This is a genomic window from Brucella pecoris (genome assembly GCF_006376675.1).
Taxonomy (GTDB): Bacteria; Pseudomonadota; Alphaproteobacteria; order Rhizobiales; family Rhizobiaceae; genus Brucella; species Brucella pecoris.
Genome location: NZ_VEWK01000012.1, coordinates 129,451 through 146,022, shown reverse-complemented (window position 1 = coordinate 146,022; position 16,572 = coordinate 129,451). Strand labels below are relative to the sequence as shown.

The window sequence follows — 16,572 nt, the reverse complement described above, 5'->3', positions numbered from 1 at the left end:
ATCATTCCTGATTTTGTTTTTTGGTGAAGACAGCATTCAATCCACCCGCAAGAAGCCCAAGCAGGATCAACGGCGGAAGGGAGAGAAGAACGACGGCGGCATTGAGGATGCCCCACGGCACATTCATGCCAAGCTGAGACATTTCAGAAGCGATGATAGGCAGCGTTTTGGCTCGAGACGTCGTCAACATCATTGCCAGAAGAAATTCGTTCCACACGAGAACGAAGGAGAAGGCGATGGCGCCAAATACCTGAAACCGGGCAATCGGCAGGGCAATACGGAAAAATGTTGCATAGCGCCCCAACCCGTCGACCCTGGCGGCTTCTTCCACATGGAGGCTCACGCGCTCAAACGCCGGAACCGACAGCCAAATCGTAATCGATGCGGTAATGATCAGATAAGTGATGATGAGAGAAAGGCGACTGTCATACAAATCGAGCGTGAGCCAGATCACCAACATGGGAATGGCGACCGCAACGGGAGGCAGAAAACGCAGCGATAAAACGAAAAACTGAGCCTCAGTCGTAATCCGGTTTTTGTATCGCGCGATGACATAAGCGGCAGGCACACCAATCAATGCGCCAATGACGACAGCGGACGAGCAGATGATCAGCGAATTCGTAAGCGCACGCGCCACCGAGCGACGGTTGAGCACATAGCTCATATTGTCCCAGACAGGCTGAAAGATGATTTTTGGTGTGCTTACCAGAAGATCGGCATTGGTCTTGAACGCATTGAGCAACGTCCAGAGCAACGGCAAAACGACGAGCGCTGCCGCAAAGACGAGAAGCACGCGCAGAAAGATGGTCGAAATTTTCATCGGTTCAATCTCTTCCAGGCAACAGTGAAAATGACGACGGTAAGCAGCATCATGATGACGGCCATCGATGAGGCGTAGGAGATCTTTCCGGATTCAATGAAGCCTTGCGAATAGGCATACATGTCGAGGGTTTCGGTCGAGATTCCGGGCCCGCCGCGCGTCATCACGTAAACCAGATCGAAAGAACGCAGGCTTTCGATGGCTTTGACGAGCAGAAGACTTATGAGCGGTGTCTTGAGCATCGGTAAAGTGATGAAGCGATGAATTTCCCATCTTCTGGCGCGATCGATACGAGCCGCTTCCATGGGCTGAGGCGGTAATGCTTCGAGCAGTTTCAACACGATGACCGCGAAAAACAAGCCCCATTGCCAAACGTCTACAAAGGCGACGGCGAGCAGCGCCCCGACAGGTGTCGAAAGAATGTCCGGAGTGGCGCCAGTCAGTTCGCGGACAGGCCAGGTCAGAGCGCCATAAAGCGGATGAAACGCGAACTTCCATACGAATGCGGCGCAGACGCGCGGCAGCAGCACAGGAATGATGAACAGGACGCAGAGAAGATTTCGCATACGCGGGCTGGCAGCTTCGAACATCGCAATGCCAAGCCCCACGCCGGTCAACATGGTGAGCACGACCGTCAGGACTTCCCATTTCAGCGAAACCCACAATGCATTGAGAAAACGCGGATCGGAAATCAGGGCCGCGTAGTTCGCAAACCAGACATATTCCGCCGCCGGTTGCGACAAAGTCCTGTTCTGCAGCGAAATGTTGATTGCAAAAACAGTTGGCACCAGCGCCAGGACGACGAGAATGAGCAGGGTTGGCCCCAAGAACAGATATGGGAGCGAGCGTCCGCGTTGCATGGACATTCCTTGTCTGAAGGCGATGATTGAGACAGGTTGCGGCGTGAGGCGCATCTGCCTCCAAAGATCGAAACCTATCCTGGGAGGCGGGGCGGCTCAGCCAATACGGCTATGAAACCGCCCCGAACGCACGACGCCTAGAGCTTTTCCGCGAATGCCTGAAGCTCGTCCAGCGTCGACTTGATATCCTTGCGGCTGCCGGTGATAAGCTCTTCCAGCATGATGCCCCACTGATTTCCCAGCTCCTGCCAGCGCGCGTCCTGCCAGAAGGTCACTGTCGTGCGGGCACCGGTGGCGGCCATTGCATCAGCAAGGTTCTGGCCGAAAGTCTCTGCATATTTCGGGCTTTGATAGGTGCTGGTACGAGTCAGTTCACCCGGCTGGCCTGCAGCCAGACGACGGGCTTCCTGCTCTTTCGACGTTGCCCAGGCAACGAAAAGTCCAGCGCAAGCCTTGTCTTCGTCAGTCGCATTGGCTTTCGACGCAATTGCAAAACCATGCGCGTAACCAGCGCCGGGAAGTGGTGTTGGTGGAACAGCAAAGGCAACCTTGTCGGCGACCTGGCTCTGCGCCTTATCAACCGACATGCCGCCGAGAGGGGCAGATTCGATGATGATTGCCACCTTGCCTGCGCGGAAGGCACCAGTCGATTCATCCCAGGAGCCTGTCTGTGTGCCGGGAGCGGAATACTTGAAAAGATCGAGATATTCCTGGGTTGCCTTCACCGCAGCTTCCGAGTTGAAAGCCGGCTTGCCATCCTTGAACCATTCGCCACCATTTGCCTTGAACAACGGCATCCAGCGCCAGACATTGGCTCCAGAGCCGCGCTGTCCGCGCAATGCGGTTCCGTAGATGCCATTTTCGGGGTCATGCAACTTGGCGACAGCCGCCTTGTATTCGTCCCAGGTCTTGGGTGGCTGAATGCCAGCCTTTTCGAGCAGATCGGTCCGATAGACCATCAGGTCGCCACCGCCCTGAACGGGCGCAAACCACTGCTTGCCATCATATGTGGCAGCCGCACGCATGCCTGCGTCGAAATCGTCGTAATCATATTCCTTGGGGTAGAAAGCCGCGAGTGGAACAATCCAGCCCGAGGACGCAAACAATGCGAGATTGGCCTCATCGACATAGTAGACGTTATAGCTGCCGACCGTGGACGCATCCGCTTGTGATTTGGCACGGCGGTCGTTCTCGTTCAGATAGCTGATTTCGAAACCTGCCCCGGAAAGTTCTTCAAACTCGTCCACATAGTCTTCGAGCAAGGTAAGCCCGTCGCGTGGCTGCGCCAGGACTCTTACATCCTTGCTGCAAACCGCAGCAGCCATAGCATCGGATGCGGCGGTAAGCGCTATGATGGCGCACCCCGTGCGCAAGATTGTGCGTAGCATGTCATCCTCCCAATTATGTTCCCACCGGATGCTCCTCTTCCCGGCACCCTGTGGCCTGAATTTTGTAAAAACGGTCAAAAGGGACTAGTTTGTTTTTCGTCATTAATTGATACTATTTTGACATTGTGACGCGGTATATGGTGTAATATCATGGTAATATCATCGGAATTTTCCTCTACACTTCCGAACGCATACGCCGCCACACGCGAGCGCATCACCCTGCCGGGTGGAAAATCCTATCTCATTCGTCGTGACGATTATCCCAATCCGATCTGCATCTGGAACTATCACCCAGAGTGGGAAATCCATTATATTCCTCACGCGCAGGGATTGGCTTATGTCGGCGATTATGTGGGACCATTTCAGCCCGGCCATCTGGTTCTTACCGGAACGAACCTGCCGCACAACTGGATCACGCCGGGCGCGACATCTGTTCCGGGGCGCGATCTTGTCCTTCAATTCAATGCTGACGCGCTTATTCAGGTGCGGTCCGTCTGCCCCGAATTCGAAGTACTTTATCGTCTGAAGCAGTTGTCCCGCCGCGGGATCGAAATCATCGGTAGAGAAGCGCTCGACATCGGAGAGATGATACTGGAATTACATCGACAGTCGGATGCAGCGGGCCTTGGACTTTTTCTTGAAATACTCAATGCGATTGATGGCGCTGAGCAAAAGCGGGCCTTGGCGAGCGAGCATTTCGTATCGCTCTACAGCGAAGCGTCCGACAAGCGGCACCGGCGTATCGATCAGGCTATCCAGATCCTGCAATCGAGCCCGGACCGCCAGATGCAGGACGTTGCCGAAGCTGTCGGGCTGGACGCGGCGTCTTTCTCCCGCGCTTTCAAACGACTGACGGGTATGACCTTCTCGACCTATAGCCGTTCTGTGCGTGTGTGGCGGGCGCGAACATTGCTGGTCGAAACGGATATCGCAATAACCGACATTTGTTTCGAAGCCGGGTTCAATAATCTCTCCAATTTCAACCGCTATTTTCTACTGGAAACGGGCCTCACTCCACGCGCCTATCGGAACGCGGCACATATCCGCGACAGCTCAATTGCCGCAGCGTCACGATCCCTTTGATTTCGCATCTCAATTTCTCAAATCTCAACATGATCCGGGCTTAGAGCGCGTTTCGATCTGATTGCATCAGATCGGCGCTCTAACTTCTTCTATTTCAAGCATAATCTTATCGATCTTCGTTTCACTCCGGTCGGATTATGCTCTAAAATGAGCTAAAATCCACGACTATGCCGGTTGCGATGATCAGCAGAACCGTTGCCGCGATGACGGCGTAAACGTAATCACGCTCACGCACAAAAAGGTACATCGTCAACACCACACGGACAATCGGCAAGAGGATAAACACCGCAATGCCCGCTTTCACGATGTCGTAGCCGCTGAAGAAAGACTGTGGCGGCTCGATGGCGGTCATGATGACACCGACTGCGATGATGGCAGTGGCGAACCATGTGCCATACCAAAGAAGCGATGCTATGACTTCGTCCCGGCGCCCGACATTTCCAGCAGCTTTCATTTCGAACCTCCAACAATTTCAATACCGAAAGCGCTCAGAAACATCTGGATCGCCAGCACGATGAGGACCACGACAAAGAAAATGCGCAGCTTTTCAGCAGGAAGGCTCATGAGCAGTCGGGCACCGACCAGCGCGCCTATGACCGAACCAAGCGCAATCGGACCCGTGATGCCGATATCGATATCGCCATGCACAAAATAGGCGCTTGCGCTTGCAGCGGCCGTCACACCGATCATGAAGTTGGAGGTGGCGGACGAAACCTTGATAGGCAGCTTCAACGCGGTGTCCATCGCCGGAATTTTGAGAACGCCTGAGCCTATTCCCAGAAGGGCCGAAACAAGTCCTGCTCCATACATCAGTGCCATGCCCAGCGGAACATGCCCGACCCGATAATGCACCTCCTGCCCCGTTATGTGATCGGGAAAGCTGGAATGCAGGCGCAGGCTTGTCGCCAGACTTGTCACGTCGGACGCGTTTGAACCGATTTCCTCGCGCCGTCTTACAAGCATTTGTTTCGCCGAAAGCACTAGAATGGCCGCGAACAAACCGTAGAGAAGTGAAGTCGAAACGATCCCGATGAGGAACACACCGGTCAACGCGCCGAATGTGGTTGCCGTCTCAAGAACAACGGCAAGGCGGATGTTGGTCAGCCGTCGTTTCAGGAGCGGAGCCGCGCTGCCGCAGGAGCAGGCGATGACCGAAACGATGCTCGCGCCGATGGCGACGTGAATGTCCACGCCAAAAAAAAAGCGTGAGTGCCGGCACGATGAAAATGCCGCTTGCCATGCCCAGCACACCGCCGAGCGCACTTGCACCGAAAGCGGCTATAAACAACCATAAAGCCAGCATTTTGCCCCCGGAGCTATTGACGATCACGCGGTCGCCGGGCCAGGCGAGTGACGAAGCTGATGAGGTCGCCGCGATAGTGGAGTTTTTCGTAATCTATCGCCCGATGCCCTTCAGTAAATGATGTACGCTCGATCAAAAACACCGCGCTTCCGGGCTCGACGGCAAGGGCCGCTGCGACGGCAGGCGCAGCGCTTACAGCCTCCAGCCGATACTCGGCCTCGATTAGCGGCAGGTCATATCTGTCTTCAAGCAGTGTGAAGATCGGCTCGACATCCAGGTCGTGCGTGACAATCTTCTCACCGATTTCACGCGGCAGATATGTTTCATCGAAAGACATCGCGACGCCGTCAGCGAACCGGACGCGTCGGATCCGCATGACCAGAGTTCCTGAAGGCAGAGCAAGCTGCCGCGCAACATCTGCATCGGCAGGCACAATCTCCTTGTCGAGCAGTTGCGCCGTCGCGGCCCGACCAAGCGCCTTCATGTCTTCGACGAACCCGGTCAACTCCGTCAATTCCTGAGTGACCTTGGGTTGAGCGACGAACGTGCCCTTGCCGCGGCGGATTTCGACGAGGCCCCGCGCCACCAGATTCTCGACAGCCTTGCGAACAGTCGTCCGGCTGACGCCGAAACGTTCGATCAGCCGCTCTTCCGGCGGAAGCTGGCTGCCAGTGGGCAAGACGCCCGCTGAAATATCGTCCGCCAGCAATGTTTCCACCTTGGCATAGAGCGGAGCATGATCTTCTGTAATTTTCATTAAGACATAATGACATCATGATGTCTCTATGTCAACGAACGCCACCCATGTAAATGAACCTTTTCATTCGTTGTTTGTTAACCATGCTGGAGGACATCGCCATGCAGTTGATTTTTTGGATTGAGATAACAGCGATCCTGGCCGTCAGCGCTGTCGTCTTCGGCATTACCTGGATCGAGACTCACAAGAAATGACGCGATTGTTGCTGATGGACCAGACATGGCTCTGGTTCGGCGTTATCGTGCCGACAGTCGTGGGCTTATATCTGCTCTGGAGACTGCCCCACTGAGATCAGTGGGTGCGACTGCATCCATGTGGCTGTTTCAGATAATCCCTTTCAGGCTCAAAAGCCCGAAGGCAGCGATTGTACAGGCATCTTTGATATCGCCGCGAAGGATCATCTCTATTGCTTCCCCGATAGGAAAACGGCGGCAGATCAGCCCCTGCTCTTCGGCATCAAGACTGGGCTTTCCCATCTGTAGTCCTATGGCGAGAAAGATGTGACACTTGTTGGCTGCAAAACCATAGGCTTCGTAAGTCTCGCCGAGATAGGCCATGTCCCCAGCTGTCAGCCCGGTTTCCTCTCGCAGCTCTCCACGAGCCAGAACCAGTGGATCGACGTCCGCCTGCTCCTGCCACGCTCCTTGCGGAAGTTCCCAGAAGCGGTTCCCGACCGGATAGCGGAACTGCTCCACCAGATAGACGCCGTCCTCGTCGTCCATCGCGAAAATCATTGCCGCATCGTTCTTCTCAACGACGCCATAAATGCTTTCACTGCCGTCCGGATAAACGATGCGATCCTCGCGAACCTTCATCCAACGATTTTCGTAAACCCGCCTGGACCCCAATGTTTTAATTTCGGACATTGCGTCCCCCAATAAAAATTTGTCGTGCTTTTCCGACAGGCTAGCGTCGAGGCTTGCCTGTCGCAAGAGACGGTTGAGTTGGCGCGCAAACTGCGCCAAGGTGCCGGGCATGTTCGATTGGCCACTCATATTTGCCAGCCTGTTAGCTATCGGCGTGGCGGTGTTTTTGATCTACTGTCTTGCGGTGATGATTTTTGCCAAGCCGGACGGCAAGCCTGTCGAGCCAACGGCCATCGACACGGTCGATATGCTGCCGTTCATGAACCACGACGCTGATTGATATCCCGCTCTCAAGGCCCAACCCTGCGCGTCTGAAATCTAGCCAGACGCAGCGCTACCATGCGAATTTTCCTGGTTCAGCGGTTGTTTTGGCATTGATTGCCTCGTTTCCAGCGAGCCAATAGTGCTAAAAATTCCATCAGCAAGAAATAGAATTATTCCTAAAAACAATGCCCGAAACACAACATCACAAGAATGTAATTTAGTACATTTTATAACATCATTATATCATAAACAGACATCACGATCAGCTCTATATCTTGCCAATGGAGATGCAGACCATGATCCACTCGACATCGAATACAGTCGCCTCAGGCGCACGGGCAGCCGGTGTTCGTGCGTTCAGCGGCTCCGGCAGGCTTCAGGAATTGCTTGCCGAAGTCGAAGACGCCAAGCGCAAGGCCAACAACAGCCTGCAACGCGCCCAGTCCGCGCCCAAGCCGCATGTGACGACGAATTCCATTTTCGCGTCTCTTTATGAGGAACATCTGCGGGATCGGGAATTGTTGTTTTCATCATTGCGGCAGCTTGATGATATGCGCAAAAATGCGAATATCTGAGGCGACGCACCCATGAACATGCTTTGCCGTGAAAGAATTACCCAGAATTACGATCAGCCTGCATACGCCATACCTTCTGCCGATATTTCCCCGATGGCTTTGACCGAGGAGCTCGTTTCGCTGAGCCTTCGGCTTGAGGTCGACCGCGGTCCCGATCCGGGCAGAGCACCGATCACCGACAAGGAGGTCGATGAACTGGCCGATCAGCTCTTTCACGAAGCAGGAGACGACCCGCTCTGGGTTTTTGCCTATGGCTCGCTGATCTGGAAACCGGATTTCGATGCGGTGGCCTCGCGCGCCGGAACGGCGAGTGGCTGGCACCGTTCATTCTGCCTCCGGCTGACGCGCTGGCGCGCAACGATGACCCAGCCGGGCCTCATGCTTGCGCTTCGACCGGGCGGTAGCTGCAAAGGGATTGTTTTCCGGTTGTCCGACGAGGACCGGCTTGGACAATTACGCCGAATGATCCGGCGCGAAATCAGTTCGATTGACGATGCCTATTCCATTCGCTGGGTGTCGGTCGATACCGGAGATGGGCCTGTGCGTGCGCTCGTATTCTGGGCCGGCCCGCGCGGAGACAGGCTTTCGGACAACATGCCCCTGACATCGGTAGCCCGACTGCTCGCGCGCGCCTGCGGACATATGGGCTCCTGCGCCGAATATCTCTATCTCACCGTCAAGCATCTGGAAGAAAAAGGCATCCGTGACCGCAATCTGTGGGAATTGCAGCGTCTGGTTGCCGAAGAAATCATCAGCATTTATTGCGAGGATGAAGTTCAAGGTGAATTGAAGCCAGCCTGAACGGGAAGCTGCGCGCTAGTGTGGCGAATCCGAAATTCGTATCACTCTGGAGCGGGGTTGCGAACGAATTTCGGATTCAAAGCCACACTAGGAACCCAATGAATCTAGTGTGGTTTACGGATTTGAAGTTCCTGGACGATGATGCCATGCAAATGACAGGAACTTCAAATCCACCACACTAGTCCTGATAAGCCAGACTATCACTGAAATTGCTGCTGAAATTGCGTCCGGCTTCACGGGCGATATTGGCCACAAGCGTGATCAGCCGCGTTGCCGCGCTCTCCAGATAGATAGCGCTATAGCTCGTCGCCGGGAAAGCAGCATTGGTATTCAGCACCTGCAGCTCGCCAGTCCGCAGCTCTTTCTGGATCACCACCGGCGGAATGACGGAAATCCCGACACCTGCCGAAATCATGTTGATCGTTGTGGTGAGCGAGTTGGAATAATGAACGGTCGCGTCTTTCAGGCGCTCTTCCGTGAAATAATTGATGATCTGCTGATAATTGTAGGAACCGCTCTCATAGGAAATGAGATTGCAGCCGAGCAGGTCATCGCGTGACAGCATGTCGTCTGCCCCGCCCGGAAACTGATTGCTGCGCGATATCCAGAACATGCCGAAAGTGCATATGTCGACGACACGCAAGTTGGGTGTCGGCTCAGGCCTTATGGCGAAAACGATATCGAGCTCTCGCTGCTCCAGCTTCTGCACGATCCCTTTTGATGACGAGGTCGTAATCGAGATACGGATCTGCGGGTAGCGTTGCCGGACAATATCGAGAATGCCCGGCAATATTGTCATGGCAAGGCTTGGAACGATGCCGATCTTCAGCGTTCCTTCAAGCCCGTTTTGCGGGCTCAGGCTTTCCACCAGATCATGGTAACGGCGCACCACATCGCGCGCGCCCTCGACAAAAGCTTCGCCTTCCGCCGTCAGGTTGACGTCGCGGGCATCACGGTCGAAGAGCCGGAAACCGAGCTCCTGCTCCATAGCACCGATACGATTGGATATTGCTGCCGGCGTCATGTTGAGGCGAGCCGCCGTCGCCCGGAAATTACGCAGTTCCGACAACCAGATCACCGTTTCCAGAAAACGGATATTCATGGACGGGTATGTCCCTTCCCATTTCAATTACCCGCGCGCCTGCGTTTCTTGAAGTCCCTTATTGCGCTCCGGGCAACCAGATTCGTCCTTTCTTTCTAAGACACTTGCGGGATGAAAATAAGCAAATAGTCATGTTCCATCCCACAAATGATCGGGGCCGGTCGAAACCGGCCCATATCGGATCAGTTTCCCGCGTGGGCGAGAATTTTATTGGTGGCACCGGACACGTCACCGAGCTTGAGACCGGTCTTCACCGAAGCCTCCCGCACCTTGCCCTTGTCCTGTATGTCGAGCGCGCGCGAGGCGACCGCGTTCACTTCGTCACGCGGCAGGACCAGAACCCCGCTCTCATCGGCCAGAATGGCATCACCGGGATTGACGACGACACCACCGCAGGAGACCGGAATGTTGATGCCGCCGCCCAGATCGTAGAGCCGGGTGGTGATGGGCGAGATGCCCCTTGCCCACATCGGAAAATCGGAATCCTCGATTTCCGTCAGGTCCGTGCAGGGACCATCCACGATCCCGGCGACGGCACCCGAGGCCTTCGCAGCGATGGTCACACCGCCGCCCCAGCACGCATAGCGGTCGTCGCCCATCCGGTCCACCACCAGAATATCGCCGGGACGGAGCATTCCGGTTACGTGGTGAAGCAGGGTGGAATCCGGACCCGGTATGGCGATGGTGACGGCGGTGCCGACCACACGGCGCTTCGGGAGGAGCGGCTGGATGGAACGATGCATGAAGCCAAAGAAGCGCCAGTGCCCGACGGTGGCTGTCTCGACCCCCGACAGGAGCTGGAGGTCACCCGCAGCAACCTGCTCCGGCATGGGATTGATCGTATACATATGACGCCTCCTATGCGCAGGCTTGCAACTGCTTGCCGATGCGGCGATGGCTGACCATGGGGATTAGCGAACGCACACGCTCGATCTGTGCACGCTCGATGCGTGCCGTCACGAAGCCGACGCCGTCGGACGCCCGCGCCACGACATGGCCCCACGGATCGCAGACCAGCGAGTGACCATAGGTATGACGCCGCTCGCCATTCGAAACCGTGCTGCCGGTCTGGCCGCAGGCGGCAAAATAGGTCTGGGTTTCGATGGCACGGGCACGCGCCAGCACCTCCCAATGATCCTTGCCCGTTTGCAGTGTGAATGCGGCAGGAAGAACGATGACATCGGCACCGGCCTTTTCCAGCTCAAGATAAAGCTCGGCAAAGCGAATGTCGTAGCAGATCGCGCAGCCAATCTTGAACCCGTCAAGGTCATAGACGACGACATTCTCGCCCGGCTTGACGGTTGCGGATTCCTTATAGGCCGTCCCGTCCGGTCCGACGATGTCGAACATATGGATCTTGCGATAATGCGCGATCTCCTTGCCTTCGCGATTGAAGACGAAGGTGGAATTGTAGATGCGCTTTTCATTCGGAACCTTTTCCATCAGGGTTCCGGCATGGACGAAGACCTTATGCTCGCGGGCAAAATCCTGCGCCATCTTGTAGGCAGGACCGTCGGGAACGCTCTCTGCCGCTGCAAGCTTTTCTTCCGGAGTACCGCCATAATATTCGAAATATTCGGGCAGCACGATCAAGTCCGGAGAATCCGTGCGCACGGCATCTTCCATCAATCCCCGCGTAATGCGCAGGTTTTCTGCCTTGTCGGTCTGCGGGCTCGTTTGGATCAGACTAATCTTCATTTTTTCCTCCAGCGAATGAGTGGGTATTCAGTTCAGGTAATCGTCAGGCAACGAGGGCTTCGCTTTTGAGCATGTTCACAGTCGAGACCATGCCCTGGCGAAGCGTCATGTTCTGGGTGGCGACGACCAGCATCGTGGCACCCTCTTCCTGTGCGAACCGCCGCTCGGCTTCGGTCCAGGCGGGCATGATCCATGGCTTTCCGGCAGCGCGTGCAGCCGCCGCACAGCGGCGCAGGTCAGCCTTGTCGTCGTCATTGAAAGCGTAGGCTCCCCGACCGCGCGCAAGCGCCAGATCCGAAGGGCCGGGAAACAAGCCGTCGACCGTATCCAGCGCAATGATCTTCTCGACGTCGGCAAGGCTTTCCGCCGTCTCGATCATCGCGAAACATTTGGTGCGCTTGTTCTCTTTTTCGAAGGCATCGGTCGCCGGACGGGCATAACCGAAAATGCGGCCACCGGTATAAGAGCGCGTGCCAACCAGCGGATATTTTGCAGCTTTTGTCACCTGATGAGCATGTTCCACACCGAGAATATGCGGAACGATGACGCCGTCCGATCCGAAATCCAGCGCCTGCTGGATGGCTTCCGGCGTCGGTGCCAGCACCTTGGTCAGGGTGGAGAGACCCTGCGCCTTGGTGAAAGCCAGAAACTGGTCCAGCGTCGACAGATCGAAAGTGCCGTGTTCGAGTTCGAGAACGAAGGATGAGAAGCCGCAGGTCCGGGCAATTTCCAGATAGCTGAAATGCGGTTGCGACATCCAGAGGGCGATATTTTCCATGCTTGCAGTCACTTTCAGTTGGGAGGTTATTTGCCGATTGTGCGTGACAATCCGAGTGTGCGTTCGATGACGAAGATGATGAGCAGCGTCGCCGTAATCAGCACGACCGAAATGGCTGCTGTCATCGGGTCGGTGCGGCTTTCGACATAGTTGAAGATTTCCACCGGCAGCGTCGTCATGCGCGGCCCGGTGATGAAGAGCGAGATCACCACCTCATCGAAAGACAGGAGGAAGGACAGAGCTGCACTTGCCACCAGACCCGGCATCATCAACGGCAGGGTGATGCGACGAAACACGGTGAACGGCGATGCGCCCAGCATCGTGGCGGCCTCTTCGACCGATGGCGGCAGGGTCGAGAACGCCGTTATCATGATGCGGATGACGTAAGGGGTCGTCACGATCAGATGGGCGATCACGAGGCCCGTAAATGTGCCGAGCAGTTCCAGCCTCACGAAGACCAGCAGAATGGCAAGGCCAAGCACGATGGACGGCAGAAGCAGCGGCGCGGTAAAGAGGTTCAGCACCGCTTCGCGTCCACGGAACTGATAACGGCGGATCGCATAGGCCGCCGGGATACCTGCCAGAAGCGACAGGACGGTGACGACCGATGCAATGCCGAGGCTGATCCAGAACGCCTGAATGAGCGTTTCATGGTGCAGCATTTCCGCATACCACCGCACGCCCCAGCTCTGCGGCGGAAAAGTGAGATAGTTGTCGTTGCTGAACGATAGCGGCACGACCACCAGAATGGGGGCCAGCAGAAACAGATACAGCAGGCCGACCAGAAGGCGGAATGGCAATGAAGTTGAACCAATCATCTCGTTTCTCCTTTGCCAATCAGTCGATGTGACGTGCGATGCGGGAATAGACCATCAAGGCGAGACCGAAGATGATCAGGACAATGACGGAGGTTGCGGCGGCTCGCGGCCATTCAAGCTGGATCACAGCCTGATCGTAGATTTCCGTCGCCAGCAGGAACACGCGTCCGCCGCCCAGCAATTTCGGCGTGATGAAGGAGCTGATCGCCAGCACGAAGCAAAGCAGGCAGCCAAGCGCTATACCCGGCAAGGTGAGCGGCAGGATGATCCGGCGAAACCGCGTGAAGGCATTGGCGCCGAGTGATGCCGCAGCCTCCTCAAGCGAGGCGTTCAGACGCCCGAAACCGGCAATCAGCGACAGCGCCATATAGGGGATCAGGATTTCGACCATGCCGATGAATACGCCGAGCGTATTGTTGACGAGCCTGATGGGGGAGGAAATGATGCCAAGGTTCATCAAGGCTCCATTGACGAGCCCCTGGTCGCCGAGAAGCACCATCCAGCCATAGGTGCGCACCACGCTGCTGACGAGCAGCGGCGAGACCGTCACCACGAAAAGGAAGTTGCGCCAGACCGGCGAAACACGATGCAGGAAAAGCGCTATTGGATAGGCGCAAACCAGCGTTGCCAGCGTGATGAACGCGCTCAGCCAGAGCGAGTTGAACACAAGCCCCCAATTGAAGCTGTCGGTGAAGAAATTGATGTAGTTTTCGAACGTGTAGCGGTCTGTCAGGACGCCGCCGCTTTCGCTCTGCAGGAAGGATATTTGAGCCAGATGCGCAACCGGCGCGATGAAGGCGATGAGATTGATCAAGGCCATCGGCAGAAGCAGCGCAACTGCGACGAGACTATAGCGCCGGCGTCTCGATGACTTTGCCGGAATGATTTCGGTTGATGTGATCGCTGTCATGACATCAGCTCCCGAAAACCAGCATATCTTCCGGTTTCCATTCGCACAGCAGCCGGTCGCCGGTATGGAATGCATGTCCCGCGCTGGCGGTCGGCACTTCAACTTTCAGGCAGGCGCCCTCGATTTCGATGTCGTATTGAACGATGTCACCGATATAGGTCGTGCGCTCGACCACGCCGTGCGCGCTGTTGGTAACGACACTGACCAGATTGCGATCGCGGTTGGGGGTCAGATTGATGCGATGCGGTCGAATGGCGATCTGCCCGGTCCCGCGTGTCTTTCCATGCGTGTTGCAGCGATAGGCGGCGCTGCCCAGACGGCAGACATTCTCATCGACGATCTCGCAATTGTGGACATTGGCGCGACCGACAAATTTGGCCACAAACAGGGAGGACGGCTTTTCATAGATTTCTTCCGGCGAACCGAGCTGCGCCAGCTTACCGCTATCCATCACGCCGACGACATCGCACATTGTGAGTGCTTCGACCTGGTCATGTGTGACGAAAACTGTCGTGATGTCGAGGCGCTTCTGAATCTCGCGGATTTCGATCCGCATGTCGTCGCGCAGCTTCGCATCCAGATTGGACAGGGGCTCGTCGAGCAGAAGAATGCGCGGGCGGATAACCAGCGCGCGTGCCAATGCCACACGCTGCTGCTGGCCACCGGACATTTCCTTGGGTTTACGCGAACCATAGCCGGGAAGCCGCACCATTTCGAGCGCTTCCTCAACGCGCTTCTTCGCCTCAGCCTTGCCGACCTTGCGCATATCGAGACCGAAAGCGACATTTTCGGCCACGGTCATGTGTGGGAACAGGGCGTAGTTCTGGAAAACCAGACCGATATCGCGCTGATGGGGCGGCCTGTGCGAAATATCGTTGCCATCAATCAGGATGTTGCCGTCCGAGATCGATGCGAGACCGGCAATCATGCGCAATGTCGTCGTCTTGCCGCAGCCCGACGGGCCGAGGAGGCCGAGCAGTTTTCCGCGCGGCAGATCGAGATGAAGATCGTCCACTGCCCGGTAGTTGTTACCGTAAAGCTTGGTAAGGGCCTTCAACTGTAGAAATGAGCTTTCTGCTACCATATCGAAACCTGTGAGGGGTCGTTGCCGCCCCGGCGAAACGGGGCGGAAGCGTGAATTTCAGGGTGAGGTAGGGTTTTAACGACCAGCCGGAATGATCTGGCGACGCCAGGGATTGAGCAGCTTGTCGCGCATATCGCCGATTGTCATCCAGTTGACCGGAATAAGCTTTTCGCGCTGGGCCGTATCCATGTACGGAATGCGCTTCTTCGTTTCGTCGTTCACATCCGCTTTCGTGTTCGATGGCGCATAGAACATGATCTCGGCGAAACGGGCCTGCGCCTCGGGGCTTATCGCGTAATCGATGAATGTCTTGGTTGCATCCATATTCTTGCCGTTGGCAATCGCACTGATGACGTTCACCTGCGCAGCCGTACCTTCCTTCGGACCAACCGACTGAAGCTTTCCGCCGGTCTGGTCGAAATAGAACTGGGCGCGGGCATTGTAACCGATCGACAAGGTCGCCGTGCCGTTTGCAACCAGCGTATAGGCATCGGGCTTCGGTTCCCACGTCTGCACGGCGGGTGCGAGTTCCACCAGCTTGTCGACGCCCGGCTTCACGGTCTTCGTATAGTCGTCTTCACCGGCGAGGCGGTTCGCGATGATCGTCAGCAGGATGGCCTGAATATCGCCACCGCCCTGTGCCGGGATGATGACCTTGCCGCTTTGCTGCTTGTCCCAGAGCGCTTCCCAGCTATCCGGTGGGCTTTCCGCAAATGCATCGTGATTATAAAGCAGCGAAAGCGTGTCATATGTGATCGGAATTGCGGAGCCAGCGAGTTCCTTGCCGAGATCGGCGACATCCGCATAATTTTTGAGCGATGCTGGATCGAGCTTTTCGACCAGCCCTTCCTCATCAGCAATCTTGGCGACCGAAAGGTCATAGATCACCGCATCCGTCTGGGGTGAGGATTTCTGGGCGCGCATGTTGCCGAGCGATGTCGCTGCATTCTGCACGCCGTAATACGTGACCTTGATGTCGGGATGTTCCTTCTGGAACGGTTCGATGACGGCCTTGACGTAATTGTCCTGGAATGCGCCGCGATAACCCATCACGGTGATTTCCGCAGCATTGGCCGCCAAAACAGTCATTGCCGAAACACTCAACGCCAGGCTTGCCAGAAAAGCCGATTTTCTTTTGATCGAACGTGCCATCAGTCACTCCCCTTTTGTTTGAGGACAAGGTGAAGAATGGTGGCCGGAGCGTCCAACGACTTATTCTGTCCGCTTGTTCGATTTTGCTTTATGCCTTTGAATTTCCGGGCTTTCTGCCCCCCGTGACACGCGACGACACGTTAATGATGCAGCCTGCATTTCAGGCGTGATGAAATAGTAATCCGTTGCCTGTTTTTTAAGCAGACACTTTGCACTCTCCATTGCACAAATCTTGGCGGTTTGATCGCAATGGCCTTTGCCGCCTTGAAAACGCGCCAAATTCGAAACTGGCACGGTCCTTGCTTCTATTAAA

18 protein-coding genes and 1 pseudogene are annotated in these 16,572 nt (G+C 55.9%); 4 read left to right on the top strand and 15 right to left on the bottom strand.

All coding sequences use genetic code 11. The features are described from left to right. Position 1: 1 nt before the first annotated feature. From FIB18_RS19945 to FIB18_RS19935, 3 genes are all read right to left on the bottom strand, one after another. The gene (locus FIB18_RS19945; RefSeq protein WP_140022355.1) at positions 2-820 is read right to left on the bottom strand and encodes a carbohydrate ABC transporter permease; all 819 of its coding nucleotides are present in this window, start codon (positions 818-820) and stop codon (positions 2-4) included. Then, positions 817-1,680: a carbohydrate ABC transporter permease gene (locus FIB18_RS19940; protein ID WP_109988125.1), complete on the bottom strand. Its 864-nt coding sequence runs from the start codon at positions 1,678-1,680 to the stop codon at positions 817-819. Before FIB18_RS19940 ends, FIB18_RS19945 begins: the two co-directional genes overlap by 4 nt. 137 nt (positions 1,681-1,817) lie before the next feature. Continuing rightward, positions 1,818-3,068: an ABC transporter substrate-binding protein gene (locus FIB18_RS19935; protein ID WP_140022354.1), complete on the bottom strand. Its 1,251-nt coding sequence runs from the start codon at positions 3,066-3,068 to the stop codon at positions 1,818-1,820. A 150-nt stretch (positions 3,069-3,218) separates the two neighbouring features. On the opposite strand from FIB18_RS19935, the gene FIB18_RS19930 reads away from it, so the two are divergent. Beyond that, a complete protein-coding gene (locus FIB18_RS19930; RefSeq protein ID WP_140022353.1) occupies positions 3,219-4,151 on the top strand; it encodes an AraC family transcriptional regulator in 933 nt (310 codons plus the stop codon). A 142-nt stretch (positions 4,152-4,293) separates the two neighbouring features. Here the strand turns inward: FIB18_RS19930 and FIB18_RS19925 are convergent, their stop codons facing one another. From FIB18_RS19925 to FIB18_RS19910, 4 genes and pseudogenes are all read right to left on the bottom strand, one after another. Then, positions 4,294-4,605, bottom strand: coding sequence for a DUF1634 domain-containing protein (locus FIB18_RS19925; RefSeq protein WP_140022352.1), 312 nt, complete (start codon positions 4,603-4,605; stop codon positions 4,294-4,296). Then, positions 4,602-5,454: pseudogene (locus FIB18_RS19920) on the bottom strand (sulfite exporter TauE/SafE family protein). Before FIB18_RS19920 ends, FIB18_RS19925 begins: the two are co-directional and overlap by 4 nt. A 13-nt stretch (positions 5,455-5,467) precedes the next feature. Next, positions 5,468-6,211 carry a GntR family transcriptional regulator gene (locus FIB18_RS19915; RefSeq protein ID WP_140022351.1) on the bottom strand — a complete coding sequence of 248 codons (744 nt, stop codon included), beginning with the start codon at positions 6,209-6,211 and terminating at the stop codon, positions 5,468-5,470. Positions 6,212-6,534: 323 nt separating this feature from the next. Then, positions 6,535-7,077, bottom strand: a complete 543-nt coding sequence (locus FIB18_RS19910) for an NUDIX domain-containing protein (protein WP_140022350.1) — start codon at positions 7,075-7,077, stop codon at positions 6,535-6,537. Positions 7,078-7,186: 109 nt separating this feature from the next. On the opposite strand from FIB18_RS19910, the gene FIB18_RS24855 reads away from it, so the two are divergent. From FIB18_RS24855 to FIB18_RS19900, 3 genes are all read left to right on the top strand, one after another. Then, on the top strand, positions 7,187-7,357 hold the full coding sequence (locus FIB18_RS24855; protein ID WP_155723803.1) for a hypothetical protein: 171 nt from the start codon (positions 7,187-7,189) through the stop codon (positions 7,355-7,357). Between the two features lie 280 nt (positions 7,358-7,637). Beyond that, on the top strand, positions 7,638-7,916 hold the full coding sequence (locus FIB18_RS19905) for a hypothetical protein (RefSeq protein WP_140022349.1): 279 nt from the start codon (positions 7,638-7,640) through the stop codon (positions 7,914-7,916). 12 nt (positions 7,917-7,928) lie between these two features. Further along, on the top strand, positions 7,929-8,717 hold the full coding sequence (locus FIB18_RS19900) for a gamma-glutamylcyclotransferase (protein ID WP_140022348.1): 789 nt from the start codon (positions 7,929-7,931) through the stop codon (positions 8,715-8,717). Positions 8,718-8,895: 178 nt separating this feature from the next. Here FIB18_RS19900 and FIB18_RS19895 read toward each other — a convergent pair whose 3' ends face one another. From FIB18_RS19895 to FIB18_RS19860, 8 genes are all read right to left on the bottom strand, one after another. Next, positions 8,896-9,819: a LysR family transcriptional regulator gene (locus FIB18_RS19895; RefSeq protein WP_140022347.1), complete on the bottom strand. Its 924-nt coding sequence runs from the start codon at positions 9,817-9,819 to the stop codon at positions 8,896-8,898. Positions 9,820-10,001: 182 nt separating this feature from the next. Continuing rightward, positions 10,002-10,667 carry an RraA family protein gene (locus FIB18_RS19890; protein ID WP_140022346.1) on the bottom strand — a complete coding sequence of 222 codons (666 nt, stop codon included), beginning with the start codon at positions 10,665-10,667 and terminating at the stop codon, positions 10,002-10,004. Between the two features lie 10 nt (positions 10,668-10,677). Next, positions 10,678-11,517, bottom strand: a complete 840-nt coding sequence (locus tag FIB18_RS19885; protein WP_140022345.1) for a carbon-nitrogen hydrolase family protein — start codon at positions 11,515-11,517, stop codon at positions 10,678-10,680. A 43-nt stretch (positions 11,518-11,560) separates the two neighbouring features. Further along, positions 11,561-12,295: an HpcH/HpaI aldolase family protein gene (locus tag FIB18_RS19880; protein WP_140022344.1), complete on the bottom strand. Its 735-nt coding sequence runs from the start codon at positions 12,293-12,295 to the stop codon at positions 11,561-11,563. A gap of 26 nt (positions 12,296-12,321) precedes the next feature. Next, complete coding sequence (locus FIB18_RS19875; protein ID WP_140022343.1) at positions 12,322-13,113, bottom strand: ABC transporter permease; 792 nt, start codon at positions 13,111-13,113, stop codon at positions 12,322-12,324. A gap of 19 nt (positions 13,114-13,132) precedes the next feature. Next, a complete protein-coding gene (locus FIB18_RS19870; RefSeq protein ID WP_140022342.1) occupies positions 13,133-14,023 on the bottom strand; it encodes an ABC transporter permease in 891 nt (296 codons plus the stop codon). A gap of 4 nt (positions 14,024-14,027) precedes the next feature. Continuing rightward, positions 14,028-15,107 carry an ABC transporter ATP-binding protein gene (locus FIB18_RS19865; RefSeq protein ID WP_140022341.1) on the bottom strand — a complete coding sequence of 360 codons (1,080 nt, stop codon included), beginning with the start codon at positions 15,105-15,107 and terminating at the stop codon, positions 14,028-14,030. Between the two features lie 75 nt (positions 15,108-15,182). After that, positions 15,183-16,259, bottom strand: coding sequence for an extracellular solute-binding protein (locus FIB18_RS19860; protein ID WP_140022340.1), 1,077 nt, complete (start codon positions 16,257-16,259; stop codon positions 15,183-15,185). Positions 16,260-16,572: the final 313 nt, after the last annotated feature.

What these genes read in the sequence shown, in the direction of transcription:
- FIB18_RS19940 (WP_109988125.1), bottom strand. Translation starts at nt 1,680, where the DNA reads ATGCAACGCGGACGCTCGCTCCCATATCTGTTCTTGGGGCCAACCCTG.
- FIB18_RS19885 (WP_140022345.1), bottom strand. Translation starts at nt 11,517, where the DNA reads ATGAAGATTAGTCTGATCCAAACGAGCCCGCAGACCGACAAGGCAGAA.
- FIB18_RS19900 (WP_140022348.1), top strand. Translation starts at nt 7,929, where the DNA reads ATGAACATGCTTTGCCGTGAAAGAATTACCCAGAATTACGATCAGCCT.
- FIB18_RS19895 (WP_140022347.1), bottom strand. Translation starts at nt 9,819, where the DNA reads ATGAATATCCGTTTTCTGGAAACGGTGATCTGGTTGTCGGAACTGCGT.
- FIB18_RS19890 (WP_140022346.1), bottom strand. Translation starts at nt 10,667, where the DNA reads ATGTATACGATCAATCCCATGCCGGAGCAGGTTGCTGCGGGTGACCTC.
- FIB18_RS19880 (WP_140022344.1), bottom strand. Translation starts at nt 12,295, where the DNA reads ATGGAAAATATCGCCCTCTGGATGTCGCAACCGCATTTCAGCTATCTG.
- FIB18_RS19860 (WP_140022340.1), bottom strand. Translation starts at nt 16,259, where the DNA reads ATGGCACGTTCGATCAAAAGAAAATCGGCTTTTCTGGCAAGCCTGGCG.
- FIB18_RS19870 (WP_140022342.1), bottom strand. Translation starts at nt 14,023, where the DNA reads ATGACAGCGATCACATCAACCGAAATCATTCCGGCAAAGTCATCGAGA.
- FIB18_RS19905 (WP_140022349.1), top strand. Translation starts at nt 7,638, where the DNA reads ATGATCCACTCGACATCGAATACAGTCGCCTCAGGCGCACGGGCAGCC.
- FIB18_RS19865 (WP_140022341.1), bottom strand. Translation starts at nt 15,107, where the DNA reads ATGGTAGCAGAAAGCTCATTTCTACAGTTGAAGGCCCTTACCAAGCTT.
- FIB18_RS19910 (WP_140022350.1), bottom strand. Translation starts at nt 7,077, where the DNA reads ATGTCCGAAATTAAAACATTGGGGTCCAGGCGGGTTTACGAAAATCGT.
- FIB18_RS19945 (WP_140022355.1), bottom strand. Translation starts at nt 820, where the DNA reads ATGAAAATTTCGACCATCTTTCTGCGCGTGCTTCTCGTCTTTGCGGCA.
- FIB18_RS19935 (WP_140022354.1), bottom strand. Translation starts at nt 3,068, where the DNA reads ATGCTACGCACAATCTTGCGCACGGGGTGCGCCATCATAGCGCTTACC.
- FIB18_RS19925 (WP_140022352.1), bottom strand. Translation starts at nt 4,605, where the DNA reads ATGAAAGCTGCTGGAAATGTCGGGCGCCGGGACGAAGTCATAGCATCG.
- FIB18_RS19930 (WP_140022353.1), top strand. Translation starts at nt 3,219, where the DNA reads ATGGTAATATCATCGGAATTTTCCTCTACACTTCCGAACGCATACGCC.
- FIB18_RS19915 (WP_140022351.1), bottom strand. Translation starts at nt 6,211, where the DNA reads ATGAAAATTACAGAAGATCATGCTCCGCTCTATGCCAAGGTGGAAACA.
- FIB18_RS24855 (WP_155723803.1), top strand. Translation starts at nt 7,187, where the DNA reads ATGTTCGATTGGCCACTCATATTTGCCAGCCTGTTAGCTATCGGCGTG.
- FIB18_RS19875 (WP_140022343.1), bottom strand. Translation starts at nt 13,113, where the DNA reads ATGATTGGTTCAACTTCATTGCCATTCCGCCTTCTGGTCGGCCTGCTG.